We start from the raw sequence: 12723 nt of genomic DNA, 5'->3' as shown, positions 1-12723 counted from the left end.
CCGCGCCAACACCGGTGGCGCGCACGGCGGTCGGGTAGAGCGGTGGGGCCAGTGCGTAAAGCACCAGTTGCGCCGCCAGCACGAACAGCCCGGCGGCAAAGCCGGCGATGGCCATGGCGGTCACGCCCACCGCCAGGCCCAGGCCGGCCAGTGCCGCGAGCAGTCCGGCGTAGATGCACAGCGTGACCCGCACCGGGTTGCCGCGGTCCAGCAGCACGCCGCCGAGCAGCGAACCCACGGCGCCGCCAATGTTGAACAGCATCTGCACCAGCCCGGCTTCAGGTTTGCTGAAGCCCTGGCCGATCAGCAGTGACGGCAGCCAGTTGAGCAGCATGTACATCACGGTCAGGGTGAAGAAGTAACTCAGCCACAACATCAGCGTGGCGCTGCCGCGGCCGTCGCCGAACAGCGCGGTCGAGGTGGACGGCCGCTCCACCGGGCCGACGGCACGCTGGAACGCACTCGATTCCGGCAGCAACACCAGCATCAGCGGCACGGCGGCCAGGGGCGCCAGGCCGCCAATGATGAAGGTCATCTGCCAGTGGTCGTGGGCGAACATCGCCACCACCGCGGCCAGTGCGCCGCCCAGCGGCACGCCGGAATACATGATGCTGATGGCGGTGCTGCGGCGTTTTTCACCCACCGCCTCGGCGCACAGGGCGATGAGGTTGGGCAGGGCGGCGCCGAGGCCCAGGCCGGTCATCAGGCGCGCCAGCAGCAACTGGCTGTAGTCGCCGACATAGGCCGTCCACAGGGAAAACACGCCGAACAGAATGACCGCGGCCACCAGTACTTTCTTGCGCCCGATACGGTCGGCCAGCCAGCCGCCGAAGAAGGCGCCCGGCAACAGGCCGATGATGCTCGCGCTGAACACCCATCCGAGCATCTTCGGATCGAGTTCGAAACTCTGGCGCAGACCGGCGGCTGCGGTGCCGGCCGATTGCAGATCGAAACCTTCGATCAGCGCGACGATGAAACACAAAGCGATTGTCAGCGTCGGACGACGCGATGAAGTGTCCATGGCATGGCCTCATTTCTTGTTGTTGTTTTGCTGCGTCGGTGATGTCCAACGCGAAAATAAGATTAACAAATATAACTAAATTTACAGCGCTTTTTTTCGCTGGCCTTTTAGCATCTGAAAGCGCTGTGCTAGACGCGCCGGGTAGGGGAAAGCAGCCTGCTCTGTACGAGACAGTTAATAAAATTAATGTTCGATTATCGGTCATTGGCCGTTGACGAGGCCTCAAGGGCTTTCCATTCTCCGCTGCGAGACGGCGCCTGACACGCTGTCTCGATGCCAAAAAAACAACAACAAGAGTGGACAACCCAACATGCATGAATGCGTTCGTGACACCCGCGCTACGCCCGGCTTCCGTGCGTCCGGCAGCCTCGCCCTGGCTGTCGCCCTGGCCAGCGGCCACACCATGGCCGCCGGCTTTTTTGAAGACAGCCACGCCACCCTCGGCCTGAAAAACTACTACCTCGACCGCGACTACAAGGACGGCGGCGCGAAGAGCGCGGCCCGCGAGTGGGCGCAGGGTTTCAACCTGAATATCGAGTCGGGCTTTACCGAAGGGCCGCTGGGCTTCGGCCTGGATGCCCGTGGGCTGTTGGGGGTGAAACTGGATTCGGCGCCATCGCGCAGTGGCACCGAACTGTTGCCGGTCTCGAAAAGCGACGGCGTGGCCGCCGACGACTATTCGCGGCTGGCGCTGACCGCCAAGCTGCGTTTGAGCCAGAGCACGGTGAAGAGCGGCGACGTGATGATCTTCCTGCCGTTCGCCTTCGCCAGTCCCTCGCGCCTGCTGCCGCAGACCTTCCGCGGCACCACCCTGGTGTCGAAGGAAATCGACGGCCTGACGGTCAACGCCGGTTACCTCGACCGAATCAACAAGCGTGACTCCACCAGCTACGAGCGCATGGCGATTGCTTCGCCCAATGGCCGCTTCAAGGGCGCGCAAACTTCATCACACATGGCCTATGCCGGCGCCGACTACCAGCTCACCAAGGCCCTGGGCGTGCGTCTGTATCACGCCGAACTTGAAGATCTTTACCAGCAGGACACCCTGGCCGCGCTTTACGAACAGGCCATCGGTGACGGCACGTTCAGCGCTGACCTGCGCAGCTTCTTCAGCCGCGAAGACGGCCAGGCGCGGGCCGGCGCGGTGGACAACCGCAACCTCTCGGCGCTGCTCAGTTACCGCCTGGGTGGGCACAAACTGGGGATTGGCTACATGCACTCAACGGGCGACACCGCCACGCCTTATGTCTCGGGCACCGAGTTGATGGGCATGAGCGAACTGACCATGAGTTCGGACTTTCTCAACGCCAAGGAACGCACCTGGCAGGCGATCTACGACTACGACTTTGTCGCGGTCGGCGTGCCGGGGCTGAAGGGGCGGCTGCGCTATGTGCGCGGGGACCATATCGAACTGGCGTCGCTCAACGCCGCCGATCGCAAGGAGCGCGAGTTTCAGATGGAACTGGGTTATGTGATCCAGAGCGGGCCGTTGAAGAACGTCGGGCTGCTGGCGCGCAAGTCGATCTACCGCAACGACTTCCCCACCGGTGCGGCGTTCCGCGATGAGAACCAGACCCGCTTCCTGGTCACCTATACGTTGCCGATCTGGTAAGGGGGCGATGCCCTGGGCTGGCGAGGGTCTCTGCGGCGGCTTTGCCGTCGATCGCGGCTGAAGCCGCTCCTGCACAGTCCTCGCCAGCCAGCGGGTTTTGCTACTGATAAACCTTCTTCAACAACCGCAACAGCTCCGCGCGCTCGGCATCGTCGAGCGCCGCGGTGGCGTCGTGGTCGCTGTCGGAGGCGATCTGCTTGAGGTCCTTGAGCAGGGTTTCACCGCTCTTGCTCAGGAAGATGCCGTAGGAGCGCTTGTCCGGCTTGCAACGGATACGCACCGCCAGCGCGCGTTCTTCCAGCTTGTTCAGCAGCGGCACCACCTGCGGCGGTTCGATGGCCAGGGCGCGGGCCAGGTCGGCCTGCATCAGCCCGGGATTCTGCTCGATGATCGCCAGCGCGGAGAACTGCGCGGGGCGCAGGTCATGCACCGCCAGGCGGCTGATCAGGTTCTGGAACAGCTTCAACTGGGCTCGGCGCAGGGCATAACCGATCAAGTCTTCGAGGGACGCATCCAGCGCCGCGGCGGGGGCATCGGACTCGGGGAGGGTGTCGGTTTTGCGGGCGGACCTTGCCATCGGGAAGCAGACTCCTTGAACCATGGATAAGAAAATTACCTAGTCTGCCTGCATGAGCCGCATCTGGCTAGCCAGGATTTACCGAGAGGCCAGCCCAAGAGGTCTACAAGAAAGATAATTTTCATAATAGTTAATTGACATAACTAATTTGCTCCATTAGCTTGCTGAGCATCGCCCACGAACAACAAGAGTGCATACACATGAGCAACTACGAAGGCCGCTGGACCACCGTCAAAGTCGAACTGGAATCCGGTATCGCCTGGGTCACCCTGAACCGTCCGGAAAAGCGCAACGCCATGAGCCCGACCCTCAATCGCGAGATGGTCGACGTGCTGGAAACCCTGGAGCAGGATCCTGAAGCCGGCGTGCTGGTGCTGACCGGTGCCGGTGAAGCCTGGACCGCGGGCATGGACCTCAAGGAATACTTCCGCGAAGTGGACGCCGGCCCTGAAATCCTCCAGGAAAAAATTCGCCGCGAAGCCTCGCAATGGCAATGGAAACTGCTGCGCATGTACACCAAGCCGACCATCGCCATGGTCAACGGCTGGTGCTTCGGTGGCGGCTTCAGCCCGCTGGTGGCCTGTGACCTGGCGATCTGCGCCGACGAAGCCACCTTCGGCCTCTCGGAAATCAACTGGGGCATCCCGCCGGGCAACCTGGTGAGCAAGGCCATGGCCGACACCGTGGGCCATCGCCAGTCGCTGTACTACATCATGACCGGCAAGACCTTCGGCGGGCCGAAAGCTGCCGAGATGGGCCTGGTCAACGAAAGCGTGCCGCTGGCGCAACTGCGCGAAACCACCCGTGAACTGGCGCTGAACCTGCTGGAGAAAAACCCGGTGGTCCTGCGCGCCGCCAAGCATGGCTTCAAGCGCTGCCGCGAGCTGACCTGGGAGCAGAACGAAGACTACCTGTACGCCAAGCTCGACCAGTCGCGCCTGCTGGACACCGAAGGCGGCCGCGAGCAGGGCATGAAGCAGTTCCTCGACGACAAGAGCATCAAGCCGGGCCTGCAGGCTTACAAGCGCTGAGCAGGATGGGCGGCGTCTGTGCGGCGCCGCCGGTTCGTGACAGTGTTTGGCAATTCCCGATAACGACAACAAAGAGGAATGACCATGTTGCAGGTGCCTTTACTGATTGGCGGGCGGTCGCGCCCCGCCAGTGATGGACGAACCTTCGAGCGGCGCAATCCGGTGACCGGCGAGTTGGTGTCGCAAGTCGCCGCCGCCACCCTCGACGATGCCGACGCCGCGGTTGCCGCTGCCCACGCGGCATTCCCGGCCTGGGCGCAACTGGCGCCCAACGAACGGCGCAGCCGCCTGCTGGCCGCGGCCGACGCCTTGCAGGCGCGCACCGCCGAGTTTATCGCCGCCGCCGGCGAGACCGGGGCCATGGCCAACTGGTACGGCTTCAACGTCAAGCTGGCCGCGGGCATGCTGCGCGAAGCAGCGTCCATGACCACCCAGATCACCGGCGAGGTGATCCCCTCCGATGTGCCCGGCAGCTTCGCCATGGCCGTGCGTGCGCCGTGTGGCGTGGTGCTGGGCATCGCGCCGTGGAACGCTCCGGTGATCCTCGCCACCCGCGCCATCGCCATGCCGCTGGCCTGCGGCAACACCGTGGTGCTCAAGGCGTCGGAACTCAGCCCTGCGGTACACCGATTGATCGGCCAGGTGCTGCAGGATGCCGGCCTTGGCGATGGCGTGGTCAACGTCATCAGCAATGCCCCGGCTGACGCGCCGGCGATTGTCGAGCGGCTGATCGCCAACCCCGCCGTGCGCCGGGTCAACTTCACCGGCTCGACCCATGTCGGGCGTATCGTCGGCGAACTGGCGGCGCGCCACCTGAAGCCGGCGCTGCTGGAACTGGGCGGCAAGGCACCGTTCCTGGTGCTGGACGACGCCGACCTGGACGCCGCCGTCGAGGCCGCGGCCTTCGGCGCCTACTTCAACCAGGGGCAGATCTGCATGTCCACCGAGCGTCTGGTGCTGGACGAAGCCATCGCCGATGCCTTTGTCGACAAGCTCGCGGCCAAGGTTGCCGGGCTGCGTGCCGGTGATCCGCAAGACCCGGCTTCGGTGCTCGGTTCGCTGGTGGACAGCGGCGCCGGCGAGCGGATCAAGGCGCTGATCGATGACGCTGTGCAGAAGGGCGCGCGGCTGGTCTGCGGCGGCCAACTGGACGGCAGCATCCTGCAGCCGACCCTGCTCGACAACGTTGACGCGAGCATGCGCCTGTACCGCGAAGAGTCCTTCGGGCCGGTGGCGGTGGTGCTGCGCGGCGACGGCGACGAAGCCCTGCTGGCCCTGGCCAATGATTCGGAATTCGGCCTCTCGGCGGCGATCTTCAGCCGCGACACTTCGCGGGCGCTGGTCCTGGCCCAGCGGGTCGAATCGGGCATCTGCCATATCAACGGCCCGACCGTGCACGACGAGGCGCAGATGCCGTTCGGCGGCGTGAAATCCAGCGGCTACGGCAGCTTCGGCAGCCGCACGGCCATCGACCAGTTCACCCAACTGCGCTGGATCACCTTGCAGCATGGCCCGCGGCACTACCCGATCTGACACGTCGAGCAACACCCGCCGCCTGGCGCATCCGGGCGGCGGCACGACAGACAACAAGAACAAGGAGCAACCTGCGTGAATTCCGAAGCCAGCCCACGGACGAACGCCCGTGCCGAAATGCCGCGCTACCGGCAGGTGTCCATCGGTCATCCCGAAGTGGCGGTGAGCGAGGTGGACGGCGTCCTGCGCATGCGTGCCATCGAACCCCTCGCGCCGCTCCCCGCGCGCCTGCTGGACCGCCTGCTGCACTGGGCCGAGGTGCGTCCGCAACAGACCTTTATCGCTGCCCGCCAGGGCGACGGCGCCTGGCGCGAGATCAGCTACGCCGAGATGCTCGGGGAGGTGCGGGCGATCGCTGCCGGCCTGCTGGACTTCGGTCTGTCCGCCGAGCGGCCGCTGGCGATTCTCTCGGGCAACGATATCGAGCACCTGCAGATTGCCCTCGGCGCCATGTACGCCGGCATTCCGTATTGCCCGGTGTCGCCGGCCTACGCCTTGCTGTCCCAGGATTTCGCCAAGCTGCGGCATGTCTGCGACGTGCTGACGCCGGGCCTGGTGTTCGTCACCGACAGCCAACCGTTCCAGCGCGCCATCGACGCAGTGCTGGACGAATCCGTCGCAGTAATCAGCGTGCGTGGCGCGGTGCCAGGCCGGCGCACGGTGGATTTCGCCAGCCTGCTGCAAAGCGGCGACCTGACCAAAGCCGATGCCGCCTTCGCCGCCACCGGCCCCGACACCATCGCCAAATTCCTCTTCACCTCCGGTTCGACCAAACTGCCGAAGGCGGTGATCACCACCCAGCGCATGCTCTGCGCCAACCAGCAGATGCTGTTGCAGACCTTCCCGGTGTTCGCCGAAGAGCCGCCGGTGCTGGTGGATTGGCTGCCGTGGAACCACACCTTCGGTGGCAGCCACAACCTCGGCATCGTTCTCTACAACGGCGGCAGCTTCTACCTCGACGGCGGCAAGCCGACGCCCCAGGGCTTCGCCGAAACCCTGCGCAACTTGCGCGAGATTTCCCCCACGGCCTACCTCACCGTGCCCAAGGGCTGGGAGGAACTGGTCAAGGCGCTGGAGCAGGACCGCGAGTTGCGCGACTGTTTCTTCGCCCGCATGAAGCTGTTCTTCTTCGCCGCCGCGGGCCTGTCGCAAAGTGTCTGGGACCGCCTCGACCGGGTCGCCGAAGCACATTGCGGCGAACGCATCCGCATGATGGCCGGCCTCGGCATGACCGAAGCCTCGCCGTCCTGCACCTTCACCACCGGGCCGCTGTCCATGGCCGGCTATATCGGCCTGCCGGCGCCGGGCTGCGAAGTGAAGCTGGTGCCGGTGGGCGACAAACTGGAAGGGCGTTTCCGTGGCCCGCACATCATGCCCGGCTACTGGCGCGCGGCGCAGCAGACTGCCGAGGTGTTCGACGAGGAAGGTTTCTATTGCTCGGGCGACGCCCTGAAGCTCGCCGACCCACGCCAGAGCCAGCTTGGTCTGATGTTCGACGGGCGCATTGCCGAAGACTTCAAGCTGTCTTCCGGGGTCTTCGTCAGCGTCGGCCCGCTGCGCAACCGCGCGGTGCTGGAAGGCTCGCCTTATGTGCAAGACATCGTGGTCGCCGCGCCGGACCGTGAGTGCCTGGGCATCCTGGTGTTTGCGCGGCTGCCGGAGTGTCGGCAACTGGCCGGGTTGGGGGAGGGTGCGAGCGACGCCGAGGTGCTCGGCAGCGCGGCGGTGCGCACCTGGTTCGCCGGCTGGCTGGAGCGCCTGAACCGCGACGCCCAAGGTAACGCCAGCCGCATCGAATGGCTGGCGCTGATGGAAGAAGCACCGTCGATCGACCTCGGCGAAATCACCGACAAGGGCTCGATCAACCAGCGCGCCGTGTTGCAGCGCCGGGCGGCGCAGGTCGAAGCGCTGTACCGCGGCGAGGACGCGAGCATGCTCCGCGCCCAGGTGCGGCCATGAGTGGCGGCGGGTTGTGCAGCCGCTTCGAGGACGCGGCGATTGTCGAGATCGTACGCACGCCGTGGACCGATCTTGGCGGCGCGCTGGCGCAGGTGTCGCCCATCGACCTCGGCATCAAGGCCGGGCGTGAAGTGCTGGCCCGCGCCGGGGTCGATCCGGCCACGGTGGACAGCGTGCTCGGCGGCAGCATGGCCCAGGCCAGTTTCGACGCCTACATGCTGCCGCGGCATATCGGCCTGTACAGCGGCGTGCCGCAAAGCGTACCGGCGCTGGCCGTGCAACGTATCTGCGGCACCGGCCTGGAGCTGCTGCGCCAGGCTGGCGAACAACTGCACAGCGGCGTGGAGCAGGTGCTGTGCGTGGGCGCCGAATCCATGTCGCGCAACCCGATTGCCGCCTACGAGCACCGCGGCGGTTTCCGTCTCGGCGCGCCCGTGGGCTTCAAGGATTTTCTCTGGGAAGCGCTGTACGACCCGGCGGCCGGGGTGGACATGATCGGCACTGCGGAAAACCTCGCCCGCGAGTACGGCCTGAGCCGCGACGCCGTGGATGCCTGGGCCCTGCGCAGCCACCAGCGCGCTCTGGAAGCCCAGGCGGCGGGCTGGTTCGACGCGGAAATCGTCAGCGTCCGCAGCGAAACCTTCGAAGCCGAAGAGTGCCTGCCGCGCAGCATCGAGCTGCCTCGCGGTGTCAGCGTGGTGGATCGCGACAGCCATCCACGGCCCACCGACAGCGCCGCCCTGGCTCGCCTTCGCGCAGTACACAGCGGTGGCGTGCAGACCGCCGGCAACAGTTGCGCGGTGGTGGACGGCGCGGCGGCGGCGCTGGTCTGTCGTTATTCCGCCTGTTCCACACTACCGCTGGCATGGCTGCTGATGGTCACGGCGGTGGGGGTTGCGCCGGGCACCATGGGCATCGGCCCGGCGCCGGCGATTCGCCTGCTGCTGGAGCGCAGCGGTTTGCGCCTGGAGCAGATCGACCGCTTCGAAATCAACGAGGCCCAGGCCGCCCAGGTGCTGGCCGTGGTTCAGGCGCTGGAGCTGGACCCGCAGCGGCTGAACGTGCACGGCGGCTCCATCGCCCTCGGCCATCCGCTGGCAGCCACCGGCCTGCGCCTGGTGCAGACCCTGGCCCGGCAACTGCGCCGCGACAACCTGCGCTATGGCATCGCTGCCGCCTGTATCGGCGGCGGGCAGGGCATGGCGCTGCTGATCGAAAACCCGCACTTCAAAGGATGAGGTCACGCATGGCCTACAAGGCGCCGCTGGGCGATATGCAATTCGTGCTGCAACACTGGCTGCGGGTCGAGCAAGACTGGCAGGCGCTGCCGGCCTACGCCGAGGTCGATCTGGAACTGGCGATGCAGGTGCTGGAAGAAGCCGCGCGTTTTACCGGCGAAGTGCTGGCGCCGTTGAACGGGCCGGGTGATCGCCAGGGCTGCCGCTTCAGCGACGGTGAAGTGCACACGCCCGAGGGCTTCGTTGCGGCGTATCGCGCCTATGTCGATGGCGGCTGGCCGGCGCTGGCCTGCGATCCGCAGTTGGATGGGCAAGGCCTGCCGCAAGTGCTCGATGCGGCCCTGCAGGAAATGCTCTACGCCAGCAACCACGCCTGGGCCATGTACACCGGCATCGCCCATGGCGCCTACCTGTGCCTGAAGACCCACGCCTCTGCGGCGCTTCAGCAGCGCTACCTGCCGGGCATCATCAGCGGCGAAACGCTGCCGACCATGTGCCTGACCGAGCCCCAGGCCGGCAGCGATATCGGCCTGCTGCGCAGCCGCGCCGAACCCTTGGCCGATGGCAGCTACAGCGTCAGCGGCAACAAGCTGTTCATCTCCGGCGGCGAACACGACCTGACCCACGACATCCTGCATCTGGTGCTGGCGCGCCTGCCGGATGCACCGCACGGCAGTCGCGGGCTGTCCTTGCTGCTGGTGCCGAAATGGCTCGATAACGGCGAGCGCAACGCTGTTTATTGCGACGGCCTGGAACACAAACTGGGCATTCGCGGCAGCGCCACCTGCGCGTTGCGTTTCGAGCAGGCCAAGGGCTGGCTGGTGGGCGAGGCCCACGGCGGGCTGGCGGCGATGTTCGTGATGATGAATTCGGCCAGGTTGCATGTCGGCCTGCAAGGCCTCGGGCATGCCGAAGCGGCCTGGCAGAGCGCTCGCGACTATGCCTTGGAGCGCCGGCAGATGCGCGCGCCGCGGCGTCCCGAACAGGTGCCGGCCGCAGCGGCGGACCCCATCCACCTGCACCCGGCGATGCGCCGCATCCTGCTGGAACTGCGGGTGCGCAGCGAAGGCATGCGCGCCCTTGGTTACTGGGCGGCGCACTGGCTGGATATCGCCAGCGAATCCGCCGACCCGGCGCAGCGCGCCAAGGCCGGACAACTGGCGGCGCTGCTCACGCCGATCGTCAAAGCCAGCTTCACCGAACAGGGCTTCACCCTCGCCAGCAAGGCGCTGCAGGTGTTTGGCGGTTATGGCTACACGGGTGAATTCCCCATTGAGCAGACCTTGCGCGATAGCCGCATTGCGATGATCTACGAGGGCAGCAACGAGATTCAGGCCAACGACCTGCTGCTGCGCAAAGTGCTGGGGGATGGGGGGGAAGCGTTTGGCGTACTGTTGGGTGAGTTGCGCGCCGAGGTTGCGGCGGGGCGGGCGTCCAGCGTGGTGTTTGCTGATGCGTTGGGTGAGGTGTGCGAGCGGCTTGAAGCCTTGCTGCCTGAGGTTCGCGGGTTCAGTGCGGAAGACAGTGAATACCCGTATCGCGCTGCTGGTGATTTCCTCCAGCTCTGCGCCACCAGCCTGCTGGCGTTCGCCTGGGCGCGCAGTGCCCGCTGCGTGGCGGGGTTGGCGGAGGATGATCCGTTGCGTCGGGAAAAGCTGGAAAGTGCGGGGTTCTGTTTTGATTATCTGTTGCCGGATTTTGATCGGCAGCTTGCCGGGGTTCGGGCGGCGCGGTTGCCGTTGCCGTTTGTTGGAGGAGAGTGAGTTTTCAGCGTCCTTGAGATCGAGCACCGCTTACGCGGCGCATCGCGAGCAAGCTCGCTCCTACACTGTGGTCCAGGCGTTTTGTAGGAGCGAGCTCGCTCGCGATGCGCCGCGCAAGCGGTGCTCGATCTTGAGAACGCTGAAAAACACCCGGCCACCCCCATCCAACTATCCACATCCCGCATGCCAACCTTGCAGAAATCGGTGAGTGGGTGGCTTCAGGCCCGGTGCTATAGTCTGCCACCCGGCTTGGCCAAGCTGCCCGAACCCGCATTCCAGAGGAGCGCCTGTGAGCACCTTTACCTATACGGTCAGCCCCGATGTCTTTGACGATCACCCCGACTACCGCCGTGGCGTGGTGGTCTTCCGCAACCTCGACAACACCCGCCCCAACGCCGAGTTGACCGCGCTGTTGCGCGCCACCGAGCAAGCACTGCGCGAGCGGGTCACTGGCAATCCCGCCGACTACCCGCAGATCGCCGCCTGGCGCGAGGCCTATCGCCGTTTCGGCGCCAAGCCCTCGGAGCACCGCAGCGCCATCGAAGCCCTGACACGCCGGGTGCTCAAGCCCGACAACCTGCCGGACATCAACCCGCTGGTGGATATCGGCAACCTGTTGTCCTTGCGCTACGTGCTGCCTGCTGGCGTGCACCCGATCGGCCCGCAATCGAAGGCGATCGAACTGCGCAAGACCTTGGCCGCCGACCGCTTTCTGGTGGACGCCGCCGCCGAGCCGGAAACCATCGCGCCCGGCGAAATCGTCCTGGCCGCCGGCACGCGCGTGCTGACCCGGCGCTGGACCTGGCGCCAGGCCGCCGATACCCGCACCCTGGCCGATACCCGCTGCGTGTTCTTCGATATCGACGGCCTGCCGCCGACCACCGCCGAGGACGTGCGTTCGGCCATGGCCGACCTGGTCGAACTGGTGGCGCGCTACTGCGGTGGCGAGTGTGTCGGCCACGCCGTGCTGCACGCCGAACAGCCGACCCTGACCCTCAGCCTCGACTGAGCCCGTCGACATGAATCCCGCCTTCAACAACCTGAGCGTGACCCAGTTGCGCGTGCTGGCGACCCTGCTGGACGTGCGCAATCTGAGCCACGCGGCAACGCGCCTGGGCGCCAGCCAGTCGGCGCTGAGCCGGCACCTGGCGCAGTTTCGTGAGGCGTTTGGCGATCCGCTGTTGGTGCGCCAGGGGCGTCAATACATCCTTAGCGAGCGCGGGGCGGAACTGCTGGAACCTTTGAAGCAGGTGCTCGAACAGTTGCAGGCGCTGGGCACGCCCTCGCAGTTCTCGCCGGCCACGTGCGAGCGTCGTTTCGCCATGGCCGGCTCCGATCACGTCGCCGAGCACATCCTGCCGCAACTGCTCGCCGACCTGGCGCGAGTGGCGCCGAACGTCAGCATCGATTTCCGTCCGTGGGAGGCCAACCGTTTCGACTGGCTGGCCAGCGGCAAGGTCGACCTGGCCACCAGCATGATCGAAGACACCCCCGCCGAGTTTCATGGCCGGGTGATCGGCGAGGACGTCGCCGTGTGCTGCATGCGCAGCGATCATCCGCTGGTGGCGCAGGCGCAATTGAGCCAAGAGCAGTTCCTGAGCTGGCCGCATTTGAAGATCAGCACCGGCGGCGACAAGGACAGCTTCGTCGACGCGTACCTGCGCAAGCACAACCTGCACCGCGACCTGAAACTGACGGTGCCGTACTACTCGGCGGCGCTGGCGGTGATCCAGCGCAGCGACATGCTGCTGATGCTACCCGAGCACATCGCTCGCAAATGGGCCGAGCAGGCCGACGTGTGCTGGCGCCCGCTGGCATTCGTCCGCCATCCGTTCCGCTATTGGGTGGTCTGGCACAGCCGCACCCACAGTTCGGCGGAACAGCAGTGGTTCCGCACTTTCGTTTATGAGCATTGCCGTGGCTCGCAGTTTCTCAGCCCCGGCGAACAACTTCCGGTGTATCCGGCGTGAACAATCCGGCATTCGCATA

The 12723-nt window shown here is 65.8% G+C and carries 10 protein-coding genes; 8 read left to right on the top strand and 2 right to left on the bottom strand.

The features are described 5' to 3' along the window. Positions 1 to 1021 (bottom strand): 3-(3-hydroxy-phenyl)propionate transporter MhpT (mhpT, locus tag NTD82_RS16070; RefSeq protein WP_262129425.1); only part of this gene is annotated, 1021 nt, incomplete at its 3' end. A gap of 403 nt (positions 1022 to 1424) precedes the next feature. On the opposite strand from mhpT, the gene NTD82_RS16065 reads away from it, so the two are divergent. After that, positions 1425 to 2633, top strand: coding sequence for an OprD family porin (locus NTD82_RS16065; RefSeq protein WP_262129428.1), 1209 nt, complete (start codon positions 1425 to 1427; stop codon positions 2631 to 2633). 100 nt (positions 2634 to 2733) lie between these two features. Here the strand turns inward: NTD82_RS16065 and NTD82_RS16060 are convergent, their stop codons facing one another. Further along, positions 2734 to 3210, bottom strand: a complete 477-nt coding sequence (locus tag NTD82_RS16060) for a MarR family winged helix-turn-helix transcriptional regulator (protein ID WP_095157330.1) — start codon at positions 3208 to 3210, stop codon at positions 2734 to 2736. Positions 3211 to 3410: 200 nt separating this feature from the next. On the opposite strand from NTD82_RS16060, the gene NTD82_RS16055 reads away from it, so the two are divergent. From NTD82_RS16055 to NTD82_RS16025, 7 genes are all read left to right on the top strand, one after another. Continuing rightward, the gene (locus NTD82_RS16055) at positions 3411 to 4241 is read left to right on the top strand and encodes a p-hydroxycinnamoyl CoA hydratase/lyase (protein WP_095157332.1); all 831 of its coding nucleotides are present in this window, start codon (positions 3411 to 3413) and stop codon (positions 4239 to 4241) included. 84 nt (positions 4242 to 4325) lie between these two features. Further along, the gene (locus tag NTD82_RS16050) at positions 4326 to 5774 is read left to right on the top strand and encodes an aldehyde dehydrogenase (protein WP_262129424.1); all 1449 of its coding nucleotides are present in this window, start codon (positions 4326 to 4328) and stop codon (positions 5772 to 5774) included. 117 nt (positions 5775 to 5891) lie between these two features. Beyond that, positions 5892 to 7733: a feruloyl-CoA synthase gene (locus NTD82_RS16045; protein ID WP_262129427.1), complete on the top strand. Its 1842-nt coding sequence runs from the start codon at positions 5892 to 5894 to the stop codon at positions 7731 to 7733. Continuing rightward, positions 7730 to 8971, top strand: coding sequence for a thiolase family protein (locus NTD82_RS16040; RefSeq protein WP_262129423.1), 1242 nt, complete (start codon positions 7730 to 7732; stop codon positions 8969 to 8971). The genes NTD82_RS16045 and NTD82_RS16040 overlap by 4 nt, the downstream gene beginning before the upstream one ends. Positions 8972 to 8979: 8 nt before the next feature. Next, the gene (locus tag NTD82_RS16035) at positions 8980 to 10734 is read left to right on the top strand and encodes an acyl-CoA dehydrogenase (RefSeq protein WP_262129422.1); all 1755 of its coding nucleotides are present in this window, start codon (positions 8980 to 8982) and stop codon (positions 10732 to 10734) included. Between the two features lie 289 nt (positions 10735 to 11023). Beyond that, on the top strand, positions 11024 to 11743 hold the full coding sequence (locus NTD82_RS16030) for a B3/4 domain-containing protein (protein ID WP_262129421.1): 720 nt from the start codon (positions 11024 to 11026) through the stop codon (positions 11741 to 11743). A gap of 10 nt (positions 11744 to 11753) precedes the next feature. Next, positions 11754 to 12704 (top strand): LysR family transcriptional regulator, encoded by a 951-nt coding sequence (locus NTD82_RS16025; protein ID WP_262129420.1) that lies wholly within the window; start codon positions 11754 to 11756, stop codon positions 12702 to 12704. Positions 12705 to 12723: the final 19 nt, after the last annotated feature.

This window comes from Pseudomonas sp. 5P_5.1_Bac1 (assembly GCF_025466015.1).
Classification (GTDB): domain Bacteria; phylum Pseudomonadota; class Gammaproteobacteria; order Pseudomonadales; family Pseudomonadaceae; genus Aquipseudomonas.
This window is presented reverse-complemented; position numbering and strand designations above follow the sequence as displayed.